Origin of the sequence: Streptomyces sp. NBC_00237, from assembly GCF_026342435.1 — a bacterium.
In the GTDB taxonomy this organism is placed as follows: Bacteria; Actinomycetota; Actinomycetes; order Streptomycetales; family Streptomycetaceae; genus Streptomyces.
On sequence record NZ_JAPEMT010000004.1, the window covers coordinates 103,190 to 122,965 of the forward strand.

The 19,776-nt window shown below is 72.0% G+C and carries 9 protein-coding genes; 1 reads left to right on the forward strand and 8 read right to left on the reverse strand.

Annotation, left to right across the window (positions count from 1 at the left end):
• Positions 1 to 78: 78 nt before the first annotated feature.
• From OG897_RS32955 to OG897_RS32990, 8 genes are all read right to left on the reverse strand, one after another.
• Entirely contained in the window at positions 79 to 1,290 is a 1,212-nt protein-coding gene (locus tag OG897_RS32955; RefSeq protein WP_266662722.1) for an acetyl-CoA carboxylase biotin carboxylase subunit family protein, read from the reverse strand.
• Positions 1,287 to 4,055: an amino acid adenylation domain-containing protein gene (locus tag OG897_RS32960; RefSeq protein WP_266662724.1), complete on the reverse strand. Its 2,769-nt coding sequence runs from the start codon at positions 4,053 to 4,055 to the stop codon at positions 1,287 to 1,289. The genes OG897_RS32955 and OG897_RS32960 overlap by 4 nt, the downstream gene beginning before the upstream one ends.
• A 26-nt stretch (positions 4,056 to 4,081) precedes the next feature.
• Complete coding sequence (locus OG897_RS32965) at positions 4,082 to 4,960, reverse strand: SDR family oxidoreductase (RefSeq protein ID WP_266662726.1); 879 nt, start codon at positions 4,958 to 4,960, stop codon at positions 4,082 to 4,084.
• Positions 4,957 to 5,670 carry a thioesterase II family protein gene (locus OG897_RS32970; RefSeq protein ID WP_266662728.1) on the reverse strand — a complete coding sequence of 238 codons (714 nt, stop codon included), beginning with the start codon at positions 5,668 to 5,670 and terminating at the stop codon, positions 4,957 to 4,959. Before OG897_RS32970 ends, OG897_RS32965 begins: the two co-directional genes overlap by 4 nt.
• A 1-nt stretch (position 5,671) precedes the next feature.
• Entirely contained in the window at positions 5,672 to 10,705 is a 5,034-nt protein-coding gene (locus tag OG897_RS32975; RefSeq protein WP_266662730.1) for a non-ribosomal peptide synthetase, read from the reverse strand.
• Between the two features lie 224 nt (positions 10,706 to 10,929).
• Positions 10,930 to 14,679: an amino acid adenylation domain-containing protein gene (locus OG897_RS32980; protein ID WP_266662731.1), complete on the reverse strand. Its 3,750-nt coding sequence runs from the start codon at positions 14,677 to 14,679 to the stop codon at positions 10,930 to 10,932.
• On the reverse strand, positions 14,657 to 15,946 hold the full coding sequence (locus OG897_RS32985; RefSeq protein ID WP_266662733.1) for an MFS transporter: 1,290 nt from the start codon (positions 15,944 to 15,946) through the stop codon (positions 14,657 to 14,659). The genes OG897_RS32980 and OG897_RS32985 overlap by 23 nt, the downstream gene beginning before the upstream one ends.
• Positions 15,947 to 17,988: 2,042 nt before the next feature.
• Positions 17,989 to 18,585, reverse strand: a complete 597-nt coding sequence (locus OG897_RS32990) for a helix-turn-helix domain-containing protein (protein WP_266662735.1) — start codon at positions 18,583 to 18,585, stop codon at positions 17,989 to 17,991.
• Positions 18,586 to 18,641: 56 nt separating this feature from the next.
• On the opposite strand from OG897_RS32990, the gene OG897_RS32995 reads away from it, so the two are divergent.
• Positions 18,642 to 19,472 (forward strand): class I SAM-dependent methyltransferase, encoded by an 831-nt coding sequence (locus OG897_RS32995; protein ID WP_266662737.1) that lies wholly within the window; start codon positions 18,642 to 18,644, stop codon positions 19,470 to 19,472.
• Positions 19,473 to 19,776 lie beyond the last annotated feature (304 nt).

Sequence of the window (19,776 nt, forward strand, 5' to 3'; positions counted from 1 at the left end):
CGGGCGCGGCGTCTGAGGGACTCATGGGGAGGGACGTGTCGGGAAGGGACGCGTCGTGGGGCGCGCCCCGAAGTCGCCTCAGAGTTCCTTCAGCACCTCCAGCCGCACCGCCCCCGACGCCTTGTCCAGCGCCGCCCGGCACTCCGCCTCCGTCGCGGCGACCGACGTGACCAGCGCGTACCGGCTGGAGACGTGGCCGTTCGGCGGGAGGCGCAGTTCCTGGCCCGGCAGGGCGATGGCCAGGGCCGTGTCCACCGGGGCGGGCAGCGCCGGGGTGTCGATCACGACCTCGCGGGCGATGCAGTCCGCCTGCGGGTAGTGGAAGCGCACCCCGGCCACCCGGTGGCGGTCCGGGGTGAGGTCCGGTGCCGCGCCGCACGCCACCCGGGCCGCGACCAGGGCCGCGTCGATGCCCAGGGCGAGGCGTCCGATGTCGGGGATGCGGTCCCCGCCGATCCTCGCGTTGATCTCGACGACCTTGGGTCCCTGCGCCGTCAGGCGCAGTTCGGTGTGCGTCCAGCCCGTGGTGAAGCCGACCGCCGCGTGCGCGGCGGCCACCACGTCCAGGACGGCCGGGTCGGTGAGCAGCGGGTCGCCCGCGTCGACGACGTGTCCCGTCTCCTCGAAGTACGGGGCGAAGCCGCACTCCTTGCGGGCGACGAACGCCGGGTGCATCCGGCCCTCGTGCCAGGCGGCGTCGAAGCTGATCTCCGGCCCGTCCAGGTACTCCTCGACCAGGACGTCGCCCGGTGCCACCTCCACCGCGCCGGGCGCCTTCGCTCCCCGGGCCAGCCGGAACCCTGCGGAGAGCCGGTCGGGCGTCTCCACCTTCACCACGCCCGTACTGGCGTTCAGCGCCCGGGGTTTGAGGACCAGCGGGTAGCCGATCAGGGCCGCCGCCGCCCGCGCCTGGGGAAGCGAGGTGACCAGTTCGGAGCGGGCCTGCGGCACTCCGGCCTCGCGCAGCGCCTCGCGGGTGGCCCGTTTGTCGCGGCAGCGCAGCATCGCCTGCGGGTCGCTGCCCGGCAGACCCAGCAGCCGGGCCAGTTCGGCGGTGTGCACCACCCGGGTGTCGTCCCAGGTCATCACCCCCTCGCAGGACAGGCCGCGGACCGCTTCGGCCATGGCGGCGACGTCCGTGGTGTCGAGGACGGTGTGCCCGCTGACGTAGGGCGTCTCCCACAGGGGTGCCCGGTCCGCCAGGAGGTGTATCCCGTACTCCGAGGCGACGGAACGCAACAGGTATTCGCGGTACGCCTGCGAGCCCGCGCCGACCAGCACCAGCGTCATGACCGGGCCCCCAAGGTGTCCATGTGCGCGGCGAGCGCGCGCACGGTGCGGTGCAGGTAGAGCTGCGGCAGCGGGAACGGGGGCAGGCCCGCCGTCCTGATCGCGGCCAGCAGCCGTACGCTCAGCAGTGAGTTGCCGCCCAGGGTGAAGAAGTCGTCGTCCGCGGCGATCCGGAAGCCGAACACCTTCTCCCACACGGCGCGCAGCCGTGACTCGGTGTCGTCGCCGACGGGCAGGTCTTCCACGTCGGCGGCGCGGGTGAGCGGCTGCGGCAGGCGTGCCGCGTCCACCTTGCCGTTGGGCGTCAGGGGGAGCGCGGGCAGCGCCGTGAGGGTGGCGGGCAGCATGTGCTCGGGCAGGAAGCGGGCGGCGTGCCGCCGCACCTCCTCGGTGTCGCCGCCCGACACGTCACCGAACACGACGTACCCGTCCAGGCGGGCTCCCGCCGTGTCGCCGGTGTCGGCGCTCGGGCGCAGGACGACCGCGGCCGCCCCCACCCCCGGCGCGTCCAGCAGACGGGCCCTGATCTCGTCCAGTTCGATGCGGAAGCCGCGCAGCTTGACCTGGCTGTCGAGACGTCCGAGGTGCTCCAGTCGCCCGTCGGGCAGCAGCCGCCCGCGGTCGCCGCTGCGGTACATCGGTCCTGCCGCGTGCGGGTCGGACAGGAAGCGCTGGGCGGTGAGTTCGGGGCGGTTGAGGTACTGTCCTGCGACTCCGAGGCCGCCGACGTAGATCTCGCCCGCCACCCCCGGGGGCACCTCGCGGCCCTCGGGGTCCAGGACGTACAGATGCCAGCCGGGCAGCGCGGCGCCCACCGAGCGCGAGCCCTCCAGTGCCTCGCGGCGGGTGACGGTCTGCGCGGTGACGTGCACGGTCGTCTCGGTGATCCCGAACATGTTGACCAGGCGGCAGGCGGATTCGGGGTGCCGGTCGAGCCAGAACCGCAGCGGCCTCGTGTCCAGCGGCTCCCCGCCGAAGACGACCAGCCGCACCGAGTCCGAGACCCGATTCTCCCGGTCGACGGCGACCAGTTGGGCGAACGCGCTCGGGGTCTGGCTGAGGACGGTGACCCGTTCGGCGGCGAGCAGTGCCGCGAACTCGGCCGGGTCGCGCGAGGCCCAGTAGGGGACGACGACCAGGCGTCCGCCGGTCATCAGGCAGCCCCAGATCTCCCACACCGAGAAGTCGAAGGCGCTGGAGTGGAAGAGCGTCCAGGTGTCGTCGCCGCCCAGCCCGAAGTCGTCGCGCGTCGCCCGGAGCAGGGCGCCCACGTTGCGGTGCGGGACGACGACGCCCTTGGGGCGCCCGGTGGAGCCGGAGGTGTAGATGACGTACGCCGCCGCGTCGGACGGCAGGTCGGCCGGGGTGAAGGGGGCGTGCTCCCCTGCTGCGAGGGCGTCGGGGCGTACCGTCCGTACGCCCTCGCGCTGCGGGAAGTCCTCCGACGCGGTGACCACGAGGGTGAGTTCGGCGTCCTCGCTGGTGTACGCGAGGCGTTCGGCCGGATACGCCGGGTCCATCGGCACGTAGGTGCCTCCGGCGGTGAGGACCGCGAGGAGCACCACCACCAGGTCCAGCGACCGCTCCAGGCACACGCCGACCCGGTCGCCGGGGGCGACTCCCAGGTCGCCGAGCGCCGCCGCGTACTGGTCGGCCCTGTCCACGAGTTGACGGTAGGTCAGCTCTTCGCCGTCGTACGAGACGGCCGGGGCGTCCGGTGTCCGGTCGGCCCGGTCCCGTACCACCTGCTCGATGCGTTCGTCCGGCACCTCGGGCGCCCGCCCGAGGCCGCCCAGCACGGCCAGTGCGCGCGACTGCTCCTCGTCGAACAGAGGGAGGTCGCCGACCGGGGTCCCCGGCTCCGCGGCGGTCAGTGCCCGGTGTGCGGTGATAAGCATTCCGGTCAGCCAGGCGACCGCGTCGTCGCCGAACGCGGCGTGCCGGTGGTGGATTGTCCCCTCCAGCACCGTGGAGCCGTCGTCGGCCACGTGCACCGACAGGGCGTGCACCGGACCCAGGAACGGCAGGTGCGCCAGCGGTTCGGCCTTCAGCCCCTCCCCCGTCAGCGCCTCGGGCGCCTGGGTGGTGACCAGGCCCGCGAGCGGAACCCGGCCGGTCGCGGGCACGGCGTGCTCCACCTGCTCCAGGTAGTGCGCCACCGTCGCCGACGGGTCGACCGTGAAGGTCAGCGTGGTCTCCGCGTCCACCCCGACGCCCACGTCCGCGCTGCCCGTGCAGCGTGCGAGGACCAGGCCGAGCGCCGCCCTGAGCGTGAGCGCCGCGGGCGCGCCGCCGACCGCCGGCAGCGAGAAGCGGCGTTGGCCGGACGTCGTGGCGCCCGGGGTGCCGAGCCCCCACTCGGGGGCGTCGGCGCGGTCGAGGGCGGTGAGCGCGGAAGCCAGCCGCTCACCGAGCCCTTCCGGTACGGGGGCGAGCCGTGCCGGTTCCACCAGCAGGGCCTGCACCAGGTCGTACGGGTCGGCCAGGACCGCGCGGTGTGCCACCACCACCAGGTCCGCCGCCCCGTCCTCGTACCGCAGCAGCACCGTGCGCAGGCCGGGGCCCGTGCGCGGGTCGGCGATCCGCGTCAGCTCCCGCTCGCGGCGGCGTGCGGCCGTCTCGGAGTCGGCGCCGCCGGGCACGTCCTCCACCCACAGGCGTGCGCCGTCGGCGGAGAGGGCCAGGTTGCGCCGCAGCCGTTCGGGGTCCGCGCCGGTGTGCACCCGCAGTGCGAGCGCCTGGCACAGCCTTCCCGTGTCGGTCATCGTCTTCCCCTCGTGTGATCGGGCGTTCACCGGCTCGTGAACCCTCCGTCGACGGTGACGGTGGAGCCCGTCACCTGGCGGGAAGTGTCCGAGGCGAGCCACACCGCGGCTCCCGCGACGTCCTCCGGCTCGATCAGCCGGTTCATGGGCTGGGCGGCGACGAAGGTCTCCTCGTGCTCCTCGACCGGCACCTCCAGGGACCGGGCGATCTCCGTGAGCATCCGGCCCTCGGCGGCGTCGTCGTCGCGGACCGAGCCGGGACACAGCGCGTTCACCCGCACTCCGAAGGGCGCCAGGTCCAGGGCCGCCGCCTTGGTCAGGCCGACCAGGGCGTGCTTGGCGGTGACGTACCCGGCGAAGTGCCGGTAGCCGACCAGGCCGGCCGTGGACGCCACGTTGATGATGCTGCCCGCGCGCTGGGCGGTCATCGCCGCGCCCACGGCACGGATCATCCGCCAGGCGCCGGAGACGTCCACGTCGAGCATCAGGTCCCACTCGTCGGGCGTGATGTCGTGGACAGTCTTGCCGGAGGGCGCGGCGATCCCGGCGTTGTTGAGCAGCACGTCGACGCGGCCGAACCGGTCGAGCGCGCCGTCCACCACGGCGCGTACCGCGTCCAGGTCGCGGACGTCCGCCGTGGCCGTCGCGACGGATCCGTCGCCCTCCTCCCGGCACAGCCGGGCGGTGTACTCCAGTTGCCCGGCCGTGCCCAGCGGGTAGGGAACGCCGTCCAGGTCCTCACCGATGTCGGTCAGCACCAGGTCGGCCCCGGCCCGGGCGTACGCGAGGGCGCACGCCCGGCCGACGCCACGGGCAGCCCCCGTGACGAGTGCCGTCTTGCCCGCGAGGGGCGCGGCGGCGAAGGGACCGGCACCGTACGGGGCGGCGCTGAGCAGGGTGCTCATCGGACCACCTCCCGGGCGGCCAGCTCCTGGTCGAGGAGGCGGACCAGTTCGGCGGGCGAGTCGACGAGGTACATGTGCCCGCCGGGCAGCTCCACCTGGCGGCAGCCGCCGGTGGTCGCCGCGTCCCACTCCCGGGCCTGGGCGCGGTCGACCAGTTCGTCGACCTCGCCCCGGATGGAGACGACCGGGACGCTCAGGGGCAGCTCGGACGGCGCGCGGTACGCCTCGTGCATCTCGACGTCGGCGCGCAGCGGGGGCAGCAGCATCTCCCGCAGGTCGGGGTGTTCCAGCGCGGGGTGCGTGTAGCCCGCGAACTCCTTGACCTGCTGGAGGAACGCCTCGTCGGACAGTCCGCTGGCCCGCGTCTCGCGCTGCGTCCAGGGGCCCGGCGAGCCGCTGACGAACAGCTTCAGGACCTCGGGTCCGCCGAGCGCGCTGATCCGGTGGGCCATCTCGTACGCCATGACCGCGCCGAGGCTGTGTCCGAACAGGGCGACGGAGGGGCTGCCCGCCACCTGGTCGAGGACGGTGGGCAGCAGGTCGTCGACGGCGGTGACGACGTCGGTGTAGAGGGGCTCGCCGAACCGCTCCTCACGTCCCGGGAGTTGTACGGGGACGATCTGGACGGTGTCGCTGCCGTACTCCTGGCAGCGGCGGAACGCGGAGGCTCCGGCTCCGGCGAACGGGAAGCACAGGACGGGGATCTGCATGTCAGCCCTCCAACTCGGCGGCGGACGCCCACGCCCGCACGATCAGTTCTCCGGTGCCGGCGGGGTTGCCGCGCACGAAGTAGTGGCCGCCACCGGCCAGTTCGAGGAAGTTCACGTGCGCGGCGACGCGCTCCCAGCTGCGGAACTCGTCCTTGGCGTGCGTGAGGCCCTTGTCGTCGTCGGCGACGACGGCCGTGACGGGTGCCTGTATCCGCCAGTCGGGCTCTTCCTCGGTCACGTTGATGAAGTACCGGTAGCCGCCGCACACGTCGTGCCGGAAGAGGCGGCCCATGAACGCGGTGTAGCGGTGGTCCAGGCCGTCCAGTTCGCCGTACCCGGTCTCCTCGACCATGTAGGAGATGATCTGGTCGTCGGACCAGGTCTCGATCATGTCGATCGACTCCTGCATGTCCTGGGCGGGCGGCAGCAGCTTGGACCCGATGAACACGTGCCGCAGGTCGAAGCCCCGGTCCTCCAGGACGCGGGCCAGCTCCACGGTGACGGCCGCGCCGCCGCAGTGTCCCCACAGGATCAGCGGCAGGTCGGCCTTGTGCTCGATCTCGTCGGCGGTGCGTGCCGCCGTCTCCAGCACGTCGGTGAACTCGCCGGGGCTGCTCGGGTCGTGCCCGGGGGGCTCCAGGCCGTACACGACCAGCGACGGGTCCAGCTTCTCGATCTGCTCGGCGAGCGGCTTGAAGTTCACCGGGTGCCCACAGGGGTAGGGCACGCACACCACGGCCGCCCTGGCACCCTCGGCCTTCGAGCTGAGCAGGTGCAGCAGTTCCTCCGGTGCCTCCTCCTGACCGCGTGCCTCGACGAGCGCCGCGAGTTCGGCGAGCCGGGAGACGCGGGTGAGGTCGGAGAGGGTGACCAGGCCGTCCAGTTCCAGGACGACCCGCAGTGCGGACAGCGAGTTGCCGCCGAGCGCGAAGAAGTCGTCGTCCACGCCGATGTCCTGGGCGGTGAGGCCGAGCACGCCCTGCCAGGCCGTACGGATCCGGGAGACGGTGGCCTCGGAGGCCGCGCCCGCAGTGCCCGTCACGACCGTCGCGGGCTCGTCCTGCCTGGTACGGCCGAGCAGCGCCAGGTCCTCGTCGGCCAGCAACTGCCGGGCCTGGTGCGGGGCGTCGGGTTCGCTCGCCATCAGCTCCAGTACGCGCACGAAGTAGCCGCCGATGCGGTCGATCTGCTCCTCGTCGTAGAGGTGCGTGTGGTAGTGCAGGCACAGCTGCACCTCGTCGTCGAAGAAGTGCCGGGAGAACTCCGTACGGAAGGGGAACTCCGTCTCGGAGTCGACCCGCATGTCCAGCAGCGAGAACTCGGGCAGTTCCTGGAGGTCCTTCAGCAGGTAGAAGTGCGTGAAGTTGAACGTCGTCTCGAACAGGGTGCGCTGGGTGGCGAGGTCCTGCTTCATCTTCGCCATCGGGTAGCGGCGGTGCGGCAGGAGGTCCAGCTCGGCGCGGTAGACCCGGCGGATGAGGTCCGCCCAGCTGCCGCCGCTCAGGTCGATCTGGAACGGCACGGAGTTGAGGTGCAGGCCCAGTGTCGTCTCCGCGCCCGGCAGCTCGGGGCGGCCGCTGTGCTCGTAGCCGGTCATCACCCGGTCCTGGCCACAGACCAGTCCCAGCACCTTCATGTGTGCGGCCAGCAGCACGTCCTTGAACGGCACCGACAGGGCGTCGGCCGTCGCCAGCACGCGCTCGGTCAGCCCGGCCGGGAGCGGTACGTCGCGCAGGACGACCTTGAAGTCGTCGGTGGCCACCGCGCCGGGCTTCGGCGGCACGTCGGCCGGGCTCGCGTCCTCCAGCACGTCCAGCCAGAACTCCCGGGAGGCGGGCGAGCGCAGCGCCTCGGTCTCCAGTCCGACGAAGTTGCGCAGGTGGTTGTCGACCACGGGGCGCGCGGTGTCGCGGCCCTCGCGCACCTGGTGGTACAGCTCGAAGAGCTGCGTGTGCAGCAGCGAGATCGACCAGCCGTCGAGCGCCGAGTTGTGCTGGCTGACGGTGTACCGGTACAGCTCGTCGCTGAGCACCTGCACGTGCAGGGTGACCAGGCCGCCCTCCTCCCACACGAAGCGGCGGGCCTTCTCGCGCGTCAGCCAGTCCTCGTGCCACGCCTCCTGGCCGTCCGCGTCGAGGTGGCGCAGGTCGGCGACGGTCAACGGGGTGGGCACCTCGTCGTGCACGATCTGCAGGAACTCGCTGTAGCCGGTCAGGTGGTAGGTGGTCCGCAGGATCGGGTGGCGCAGCGTCAGCAGCCGCACCGCCTCGGTGAACGCCTCCGTGTCGAAGCCGCCGGTGATCGAGTAGCTGAGCACGTCGTGGTACTGGCCGAGTCCGCCGGTGATCTCCGTCTGGAAGATCAGTCCCGCCTGGAGCATCGACAGCGGGTAGGCGTCCTCCGCGTCCTCGGGAAGCAGTGCCCGGTCGGCGTCGCCGATCAGCTCGAACGGCTGGAACGCGCCGCGCGAGGCGACGTCCTCGGCGACGGTCGCGGTCTGCTGCTCCGCCGCGATCGAGTCCGCGAGGAGCGCGATCGTCTGGTGCTTGAAGAGCTGCTGGAAGGTGAAGTCCAGGCCCGCCGCACGGGACTTGGCGAGCACCGACACGAAGTGGATGGAGTTGCCGCCCAGGGCGAAGAAGTTGTCGTGGACGCCGACCTTCTCGCGGCCCAGCACGGCCTTCCAGATCTCCGCCAGGGTCTCCTCGCGCTCGTTGCGCGGGGCGACGTGCGCGGGGGCCTGCTTGCGCAGCGCCTCGGGGCGGCGCAGGGCGGCCCGGTCCAGCTTGCCGTTCGGGGTGAGCGGCAGCTCGGCCACGGACACCACCCGGCCCGGCACCGTGTACTCGGGCAGCGCGGCCCGTACGTGGTCCTTGAGCTGTGCCTCGGTCGCCTCGCCGTCCAGGACGACGAATCCGCGCAGCGAGGTCTGCCAGCCGTCGTCCACGGCGACGACCGCGGCCTCCTGTACGGCGTCGTGGGCGCGCAGCCGCTCCTCGATCTCGCCCGGCTCCACCCGGAAGCCGCGCACCTTGACCTGGAGGTCGACCCGGCCCAGGTAGTCGAGGGTGCCGTCGGGCAGCCAGCGCGCCCGGTCGCCGGTGCGGTACAGGCGCTCCTCGCCGGTCGCTTCGCGCACCGCGTCGCCGGAGACGAACTTCTCCTCGGTCAGTTCGGGGCGGCCCAGGTAGCCCCGGGCCACGCCCACGCCCGCGACGTGGAGCTCGCCCGGCATGCCGACGGGCGTCTGGCGTCCGGCCGCGTCCAGGACGTACAGCCGGATGTTGTCGATCGGCCGGCCGATGGGCAGGCGGGCCACGGCGTCGAGGCCCTCGACGGGCTGGTGGGTGACGTCGACGGTCGCCTCGGTCGGCCCGTACAGGTTGATCAGGCATGTCTGCGGCAGGAGTTGGGCGAACCTGGCGGCCTGCGCGGTGCCCAGGGCCTCGCCGCTGGCGAAGACCTGGCGCAGTGCGCCGGGGGCCGTGCCGTCGCCGAAGCGGGCGAGGTGCCCGAGGAACATGGTGAGCATCGACGGCACGAAGTGCGTGGTGGTGACCTTGTGCCGGTCCAGGGCGGCGACGAGGGCGGCCGGGTCCTTCTCCGCGCCGGGTGCGGGCAGGGCGAGCGCCGCTCCGGTGAACGACCACCAGAACAGCTCCCACACCGATACGTCGAAGGAGATCGACGTCTTCTGGAGGATCACGTCCTCGGGGCCGATCGGGTAGGCGCGCTGCATCCAGGTGAGCCGGTTGACCGCGCTGCGGTGCTCCACCAGGACGCCCTTGGGGCGGCCGGTCGAGCCCGAGGTGTAGATGACGTAGGCGGTGTCCGTGGGGCCGGAGTCCGCCCCGGCGTCCGGTTCGGGGGCCGAGGAGTCGGCCGCGTACGACGCCTCGTCGTCCAGGTCGAGTCCGGGCGTGTCACCGAGCAGGTCGGCGAAGCGGGCCTGGTGCAGGACGAGGCGGGCGGAGCTGTCGGAGAGCAGGTAGTCGATGCGGGCCTGGGGGTACGACGGGTCGACGGGCAGGTAGGCGCCGCCTGCCTTGAGCACGGCCAGGACCGCCGTGATCATTTCCGGGGAGCGCTCGGCGACCAGGGCCACGATCGTGTCCCGGCCGACGCCCCGTTCACGCAGGGTGCGGGCCAACTGCTGCGAGCGGGCGTCGAGTTCGGCGTACGAGAGGGTCAGCTCGTCGGTGAGCAGGGCGGGCGCGTCGGGGGTCCGTGCGGCCTGTGCGGCGAACAGCCCGTGCAGGGTGGCGTCCGCGTCGAAGGGGCGTCCGGTTTCGTTGCTCGCCGCGATCACCGCCTCGTCGTCGGCGGTGTACAGGTCGATGCCCGCGAGGTCGGCGTCCGGGGCGTCCGCGGCCTTCTCCAGAAGCAGGGCGTAGTGCGCGCCGATCCGCTCGACGGAGGCGATGGTGTGGCGGGTGGTGTCGTAGGAGACGGTCACGACCAGCTCCGCGCCGTCGCGGGCGGCGGTGAGGCGGACGCCGTCGCCGGAGGTGTCCGGTGCGTCGTGGTACCCGTCGAGGGTCACCGCGACGGCGAAGGCGTCGCCGTGGCCCAGTTCGGCGGCGAGGTCGGCCACCGCGTGGTTCTGGTGGTGCTCCGCCGCGCGGACGGCGGTCGCCACCCGGCCCAGGAGTTCCTTCAGGGTGCCGCCGGCCGTGATGCGCAGCGGCAGCGGGCCGCCCGCGAACTCGGGATCGGCGCCCCGGGTCGGCTGGGACACCGTCACGTCCTGCTCACCGGTGTACCTCGCGACCAGGGCGGCGAGGACGGCGGTGAGGACGACGGAGAGCATCTCGGGCTGGTCGCGGCTGATCCGGTCGAGCCGCTGCGTGAGCGTGGTGCCGAGGCGCACGGCGTGGGTGCCGTGCTCCGGCCGCGCCGGGGAGTCCTCGGTGCGGTGCGGACGCAGGTCGGGAAGGAAGCCGGGCGTCTGGGTGAGCGAGGCCAACTGGGATCGCCAGTACGCGGCCGGGGAGGGGGCGGCGGAGCTGTTCGCCCCGGAGTCGAGCAGTGGCATCTGTTTCTCCTGCACTGAGCTGTGAGCCGTTCGGATGGAGCCGTTCGGGTGTGGCTGAGCCGCCGACGGCGAAGGCGCGCGTGAGACGTGCGCCTGCGGGCCGACGGGGTGTGCGGGTGAAGCGTGCGTGCGCGGCGTACGAGGGATCCGTACGCGTGGGATTGACGGGTGAGGGTGGAGAGGGGACGTGCACGTGTGCCGTCGAGGGGCGTGCCCGTCGGGTGTCAGAAGTCGAAGTCGAGTACCGGTTCGGGCGCGCCGGGCGTGCGGACCAGTGCGGGCAGAAGGGTGCCGAGCGTGACCGAGGGATCCTCGGCGACCGTCTCCAGCAGCCGGAGGAACTCGCGCCGCCAGGCGTCCACGGTGTCCGGGCGCAGCAGTCCGCTGGAGTACCGCCAGGCCGTCCGCAGCGATCCGGCGACCTCGTAGACCTGGAGGTCCAGGTCGAACACGGCCTGACCGGTCTGTTCCAGGCGCACCGGGACCCTGGCCCCCTGGAAGTCGACCGCGAGGTAGCGGCCGCTGTGCAGCGCGACGAACGCGTCGAACAGGGGGGTGCGGCTGTAGTCGCGTGCCGGGGCCGCCCCGGAGACCAGGTCCTCGAAGGGGAAGTCCTGGTGCGCGAAGGCCGCTTCGGCGACGTCCGCGAAGTGGCGCAGGTAGGCGGCGAAGGACAGGGCAGGCGTGGCCGCGGTGCGCAGCACGACCGTGTTCGCGAACATGCCGACCGTACGGTGCAGCCCGGGGGCGGTGCGGCCGGAGACGGGGGTGCCGACGGTGATGTCGTCGGTGCCCTTGAGCGAGGCGAGCAGGGCGCCGTACGCACCGGCGAGCACCGCGAACAGCGTCACTCCCTCATCCCGGGCCAACTGGCGCAGCCGCGCGGTGAGTTCGGGTCCTATCTCCGACTCGGTCACAGCGCCGTCGAGTTCGCGCAGGGCGGGCCTGGCGGTGTCGGTCGGCAGGTCCGCCGGATCGACGGGGGCGGCGAGGACCTGCTGCCAGTGCGGCTCCTGGGCCTCGCGCAGGGCTCTCCCGGCGGGGCCTTCGCGCCATACGGCGTAGTCCCGGTAGCGGGTGGACGCGGGCTGCGGCGCTCCTCCCGCGTAGAGCGTCGCCAGGTCCTGGAGCAGCGGCGCGAGCGAGAACCCGTCCACCACGATGTGGTGCAGGTCGAGCCGCAGGATCACCGCGGACGGCGTGCGGTGCACGTCCGCCCGCCACAGCGGCGCTCTCCCCAGGTCGAAGGGGCGGACGAACTCCCCCATGGGGTAAGGGGGTTGCTCGCTCACCCGCACCTCGACCTCGACGTGCGGCTCGATGCGCTGACGCACCTCGCCCTCCTCGACGACGAAGCGGGTGCGCAGCGTCTCGTGGTGCACGGCCAGGTCGGCCAGGGCGCGCGCGAGGCGCTGCGGATCGGTGTCGGCGGGCAGCTCCAGGCTGAGCGGCACGTTGTAGTGCACCGCCCGGCCGTCCTTGACCTGCTCGAAGTAGAGCTGGCGCTGCTGCGGGGTCAGGGGGTACGTCTCCTGCTCGGGCGCGAGCGGCAGTCGGCGGGCGGGCCCGGGTGCGGCCTGCCGCAGCAGTTCCGCGAGCCTGGCGGGGGTGCCGGCGCGCAGCACCGCGCTGACCGGGCAGTGCCGGCCGAGCCGTTCCTGCACGCCCGCCGCGATCAGGGTCGCGGTGAGCGAGTCGGCTCCGAGTTCGCGCAGGTCGTGGGCTGTGCCGATGCCGCTGATCCCGAGCGCCCGTTCGGCGATGTCGACGACCGCGCGCTCGGTCTCGTCCGAGGGCGCGAGGTAGTCGGCCCCCGCGAGCAGGTGCCCGCCGTCGGGGTCGGGCAGCCGGGCCCTGTCCACCTTGCCGCTGTGGTTGAGCGGCAGCGCGGGCAGCGGGACGAGGTACGCGGGGACCATGTGACCCGGCAGTTCGGCCGCGAGCAGGTCGCGCAGGCGGTGGGGGTCGGGCGGGCAGGGACCCGTGTAGTAGCCGCACAGGTACTTGTCGCCTCGGCCCGGCCGGGACCGGGCGACGACGACGGCCTCCGCCACGTCGGGGTGGGCGAGCATGGCCGTCTCGATCTCGGCGGGCTCGACCCGGAAGCCGCGCACCTTGACCTGGAGGTCGCGCCTGCCGAAGAACTCCAGCACCCCGTCGGGGCGCCAGCGCGCCAGGTCGCCGCTGCGGTAGAGCCGGGCTCCCTCGGGGCCGAAGGGGTCCGCGACGAAACGTTCCTGCGTCAGCTCGGGACGCCCCAGGTAGCCTCGGGCGACCCCGGCCCCGCCGAGCCACAGCTCGCCGGGCACGCCGACCGGGCAGGGGCGGCCCCGCTCGTCCAGGACGTACGCCGTGGAGTTGGTGATCGGCCGCCCGATCGGGATGCGCCCGAGGTCCGAGCGCTCCAGCCGGTGCGTCACGGAGAAGGTGGTGTTCTCCGTGGGGCCGTACCCGTTGACGAGCGTCACGCCGGGGCAGGCGTCCATCACCTTCCGGACGTGTACGGGCGACAGCGCGTCGCCGCCCACCACCAGTTCGCGCAGCGGGGCGAAGAGCGCCGCGTCCTGTTCCACCAACTGGTTGAACAGGGGCGAGGTGAGCCACAGCGTGGTGATGCGGTGCTCGGCCAACTCCCGTCCCAGACAGTGGGCGTCGAGGATCACGTCGCTGTCCACCAGGCGCAGCGAGCCGCCGTTGAGGAGGGCTCCCCACATCTCGAAGGTGTTCGCGTCGAAGGCGGTCGAGCCGGTGGGCAGCATCCTGACGTCCGGCCCGAGATCCACGTACCCGGCGCCCTTCACCAGCCGCACCACGTTGCGGTGGACGACCTCGACGCCCTTGGGCTTGCCGGTGGTGCCGGAGGTGTAGCAGACGTACGCCAGGTCGTGCGCGGCCACCGGCACCCCGGTCCCGCCGGGACGGGTGGGCCCGTCCACCGCCTCGGAGTCCGGGGTGAGGACCGTGCCGTCGAAGGGCAGGTCCACCGGCAGGTCTCCGGCCGTCACCAGAACCCGTACGGACGCGTCAGCGAGCAGCCAGGCGGCGCGTTCGGCGGGGTAGTCGGGCTCCACCGAGAGGTAGGCGCAGCCCGCCTTGAGGATGCCCAGGGCGCCGATCACGAAATCGGGGGTACGTCCGGTGCGCAGGCCCACCCGGTCGCCAGGCCGTGCACCGGAGGCGACGATACGTCCCGCCAACTCGTTGGACAGCAAGTTGAGTTGACGGTACGTCAGGTGCTTGGTGCGCCAGCTGACGGCCACGGCGTGCGGAGTGTGTTCGGCCTGTTCGGTGAACAGTCCGTGCACCGTGGCGGTGTCGGGGTAGGGGAGCCCGGTGTTGTTGAAGGCCCCGACCACCTGGTCCCGCTCGCCCTCGGCCAGCAGGTCCACGTCGCCGGTCGCCGCCTGCGGACGTTCCGTCAGGAAGGCGCTGATCAGCATGAGTTGCCGTGCCAGCCGGGCGGCGGTGTCCTCCTCGAAGAGCGCTGTGCGGTACCCGAGGAGCAGGTCGTGGCCGTCGCGGGTCACGATCAGTTCGTACGGCCCCTCGGGGGGTTCGTACGATCCGTCGGCCCCGGCGCGCGGGGCCCGCACGAACCGTACGGGTGCGCCGGCGGCAGGCTCCCGCGCCGGAGCCCGGTCCGTCCTGGCGAGCAGTTCGGCCACGGACTCGGCCGGGTCCACCGTCAGGGTCAGTGCGCCCACGCCGCCCTCGGCGGTGCCGATGTCGAGGAGCAGCCGGGACTGGCCGGTGTGACGGTGCAGCAGGATCGCGAGTGCCGCGAGAGCCGTCGGTCCGCCCGCTCCGGGAACCCGGAGGATGCCGAGGGGACCGGAGGCGGACTCCCGGGTACGCGGCCTGTCGGTGATCAGGAGTGTGGCGTCGCCCTCCGTGTCCGGCCGGGACCCGGGAACCCGCTGCTCGGGGAACCGGAGTTCCGGGAGCCGGATGTCAGGACGTGGCGCGGACGGCATCGGAGTCGGGGTCGGAGTCCCGCTGGGCGCGCTGGTCATCTGCTGCAGTCACCCCCAGCCGGAACGGGGTGTTGCGGAAGAGGAGCACGGTCAGGACGCCGGGAGCCGCCGCGAGCGCGGAGACCACCAGGATCAGGGCACTGTAGTGGCTGCCTGCCAGCAACATGCCGCCGAGCGCCGAACCGGCGGGCAGTGAGCCGGCCATCACGGTGCGCATCAGCGTCATGGCCCGGCCGCGCATCGCGTTGGGGACGCGGGTCATGCGCACCACGCCGCCCAGCACCGTCATCGGCGCGGACAGGATGCCGTTGAGCACGAGGCCGAGCAGAATCCACGGCAGTGCGGTCGGCAGCAGCAGGAACAGCACGGCACCGGACAGGAGTTGGAGCACGCCGATGCGGAGCATCTGCCGCTCGGAGGTCTGCACCGCGCCCGAGACGAGGGAGCCGATCAGCTCGCCCGCCGCCATGACGGCCAGCATCAGGCCGAGGATGCCAGGGCCGCCGCCGAACTCGAACTTCGAGAGCCAGGGCAACGCCACGATCAGCGCGCCCGCCGAGACGTTGAAGGCGCCGAAGGACAGGGTGAGCACGAGGAGGAAGCGGTCGCGCACGATGAGGCGGAACACCGGGCCCCAGCCGGGCCGGGCGTCCTTGGTGCCGGGCTCGCCCACCGGTTCGGGCCGGCCCATCGGGGCCTTGATGCGGCTGATCAGGAAGGCGAAGACCAGATAGGTCACGGCGTCCAGGATGAGCACCTGAGGTGCGCCGAAGGCGGTGATCAACGCGACGCCGAGGGCCGGGCCGACCACGTTGGCGACGCCCATCGCGGTGGCCTCCAGGCCGGAGGCCGCCTGGAGCTTGTCCTCGGGAACCAGTTCGGGCAGCACGGCGGGCGTGCCCGCCAACGGGATGATCTTGAGGAGTCCGTAGACCAGCGCCACCCCGTAGAGGTGCCAGGTCTGGAGCGCGTCCAGCATGGCGAGCAGGGGGATCAGGGCGACGACGAAACCACGGAACACCGAGTCGTAGATGAAGAGCTTGCGCCGGGAGAACCGGTCGAGAAGTGGTCCGACGACTGCCCCGCCCAGGATCACCGGGAGGGTGAGGCACACACCGAGAACGCCGAGCCCCGCGGCTCCCGCCTTCTCCAGCGTGATCCACGCGAGAGCGGCGTAGGTGGCGCCGTCCCCGAGGAGATTCAGGACGAGGGCCGACCAGAGCAATCGGTAGTCACCGATGCGCAGGATGGCCAAATATGCTTTCACGTTCCACACCGTTCAGTAGGCCGAAGATGGCAAGCAAAGCGGACGGGACGGCGTGCAGAACACGCCACATACGCTTTGGGTGTGCGAAAGAAAGGAACCTTTTTCTCAACGTGCTCGTCAGGCTCGACAGGCACGCCTGCGAGCAGCAAGAAAAAGGTCTGAATGCGATTGATCTGCGAACTCCCACGCGAATCCAGCAGCGTTGGCCGGAATCTCTCGCAGGTGCCCCCCAGGAAGTGCCCCCACCTCTCTTCTGCTGTCACCAGCGGTGACGCAGGTTTTCCGCCGCTTTTTTAACAGTTCCCCCGGGAGGCGTCAAGCACGGTTTATGAGAGGTTTCGGTTGGCTGAATCTGACCTTGAGGAAGGCCGGAGGATGAGCTTTGACCACTCTCCGTCGACGACCGGAGGCCGAACGGGGCGCAAAACCAGAGACCATAAAAGGGACAACAACTGATCTATAGCGCCAAACGGTTCACCCACTCGGGACTGATTCCGGCTCGTCACCCCTTCCCGGAAGGGGGAAAGTCAGCCTTTCACCGACCGGCGGGCCCCGTGGCGCTTTCGCCTCTCCCCTTTTGGCGAAAAGACACCACCGCACCCGCAATCACAACGGCGCGCCGGGCAATGCCACGGGGGCCGTGACAGCCACTGACTTCGGTGCCCGCCAGACGGAACGTTCGCATCAGAACGAGCACTGCACCCGACCTTCAGGAATGCGCATACAGAAACCCGGTGACCGCGCACGGCTGCCCTCCGACGGCCTTTACGATGTCGCGCCTGCGAAGGGCTGAGCACAATGAATTCCTCCGGAAGGGCCGGTTCCTTTCCGTGACGGGGGCGCACTGCCGCCCTGGCGCCGCCGCACTCCGCGAGGCGGGCGGGAGGCGGACGGAAGGCAGACGGGTGGGCGAGGACAGCGGTGGCCACCGATACCGAGAGTCACGCCCGCATGCCGGTGTGCCGTGTTCTGCGGTCAATCGATTGCAGAACGTCAGAGTCGGCCTGCCGGACGTCCGGCAGGCGGACGTCCGCCCCGGCCGAGACGGAACTCCGGGCAGGGCACCGGCAGCCGGGGCGAGACGGCGCACCACGCCCCGTCGTCGCTGTGCGTGAGAGCGCGACACCGGTGCGGCCGGACCGGAACCCCGTACGGGAAGTCCAACGGCGTTTGCGTTTCACGGATCGGTACGCGAATCGGGCAGCGTTCCGTCCGCTCGGCCCACGGTTCAAAGGCAGTTGACACGGACGGCACGGCCCCGTCTTTCGCAGTGCCCGGGGCGGGCGAACCGGGCACCACGGAGGGGGCGGCACGGCGGGCCGGAGCACGGTGGTGGCGGTACGGACGACGGGGGAGTTCGGCTCCGCCGGGGTGCGCGGAACCCCGTGCCGGACCGGCCGCCACGACCGCCGACGGGGGTGGATCGGCCACCGCTGAGGGTGGATCAGCCACCGCCGGGGGTGGATCGGCCGCCCAATTCATGCGGAGTGCATGCCCGTTCACCTGATCGGAACGTCCTTCGACGCGACGCGCGGGGCGTTGGCGGGCCATCGCGCGCCGCTCCGGGCGGGCTCGGGGAGGGGCTACACGGATCACAGGCGACGCCTCGGCGACGACCTGCCTCGCGGTGGGAGCGCTCCCCCCCTGCGTACCGCATGCCCCCGGAGTACACCGGGGCCGGCCGCAGTCCGTGGCGATGCGTACAGGAGAGCGAGGCCCGGGAAATGCGTACGCCCGGAAATCCGGCACGAGAACACAGTTCAAAGGCGGCCGGGCCACCGGTCGTCTCAACCGCCCGACGGAACCGGCATCTCACCCCTTCACTTCTCCACCATCTCCCCCTCTAATTCCTTCACTGCTTGACCACTTCATCGATACGCGTACGCGTGCCAGCCGTTAGTTCCACCCCCTGAGCGTTGAGGTGGATTCGCTTGCCGATAGCGGCGGTCGGCCCGCGCTGCGTGCCGACGTCTTCCCGGTCATCCGGCCGCTCGGCCTCATGGACGCAGCGCGAACCTCCGCCGCCCGACCGGTGGCCCGGCCTATGCCTGAGGTCGCAGGACGCCCGCGATGACGGTGGTCACCATCTTGCGGACGGCGGCGGTCTGGGGCGGGGCGCTCGTCCGGTCGGCGAACAGCAGGTGCCCGGCCCCGACGAGGGTGGGGGCGAGTGTTTCGATGTCGGTGTCACCGGCCAGACGCCCCAGCTCCCGCTCGGCGGTGAGGTACGCGGCGACCATGGCGGCGCCGTGCACGGCCAGCGGGATGCCGGTCAGACCGGCCTCGCGCAGTCGGACGCGGAGGCCGTCGCGGAAGATGATGAGCGCGACGGTTGCCACCGTGACGGGCCCGAACAGGTCCCGCAGCGCGTCGGCGAGGTTGTCCACCACGCTCCCGGTCCCGGCGGCCGCGCGCAGAGTCGTGGTGCGGTCCTCGATGCCGCGGACGCGGTCGAGGACCAGTTCCGCCAGGAAAGCGTCGAAGTCGGTGAAGTGCCGGTGCAGCACGCCCTTGGCGCAGTTCGCTTCCTCCGTGACCGCCCGGCTGGTCAACGCGTCAGGCCCGTCCCGGAGCAGGACGCGCTCGGCTGCTGCGAACAGTTGGCCGCGCACGTTGTGGATGTGCACCCCTGACGGCATGGTCTCCCCCTCCGCCCCGCCTTAACAAGTGGGCAACCGCCCATTAGAGTGGGCGCATGCCCACTTTATCGCAGGGACAGCCGGACGAGCCCGGACCCGAGCCCCATCGCCACCGGCGGACGGCCGAGTCGTTCGGAGTGGACGCCGAACGCTACGACCGCGCCCGGCCGCCGTACCCCGAGGCCCTGGTGGACAGGATCGTCGCGGCAAGCCCCGGTCGGCGCGTCCTCGACGTCGGAGCCGGGACCGGCATCGAGGCCCGGCAGTTCCAGGCGGCCGGCTGCACGGTGCTCGGTGTCGAGCCCGACGAGCGGATGGCCGCCTTCGCGCGACGCAGCGGTGTTGAGGTCGAGATCGCCAGGTTCGAGGACTGGCAGCCGGCCGGGCGGCAGTTCGACACGGTCGTCTCCGGCACCGCCTGGCACTGGGTGGATCCCGTCGTCGGCGCGGCCAAGGCGGCCCAGGTGCTCCGGCCAGGCGGTCGGCTCGCGCCCTTCCACCACGTCCCCCAGCTCCCGGCCGAGGTGATCGACGCCCTCGCCGAAGCCCTCCAACGGGTCGCCCCCGATTCCCCGTTCAACCCCGGCCTGCTGAGGGGGTCGGCCGTGGACGCGTACCAGCCGCTGTTCGCGAGGATCGCCGACGGGATCCGGCAGACCGGCAGCTTCAGTGAACCGGAACAGTGGCGCTTCACCTGGGAACGCACCTACTCCCGAGAGGAGTGGCTCGACCAACTCCCCACCTTCGGCGGCCTCACCCGGCTCCCCGCGGACAACATCGCGGAGGTCCTGGACAGCGCCGGGACCGCGATCGACAGGCTCGGCGGCCGCGCCACCATGCCCTACACCTCCGTCGTGATCACCTCGACCCGCTCCAGCACGGCGTAGGGCGGACGCCGGTCACCGTGTACGAGTGCACGGAAGGGCCGGAAACGATCAGCATGTTTCCAGGAGCGCCACCTACGGACCTCACCTGACGTCCAGCCAGTGGCCTGCTTCCGATCTCCGGAGCCCGCACCCCGACGTGCTGTGATGCCGCAACCCGATGCGGGACCGCGAGGCCGGGGCGGCTGGGGCAGCACGTGCGGTGCGCCCTGCGCATGTCCCTCTGCGCCAGGGCATGCGCGTACCGCTGCGGTCCGGGTTCGGGCAGGCTTCCCCCACCAGGACCACCGGCGGCGACGCAGTCAGC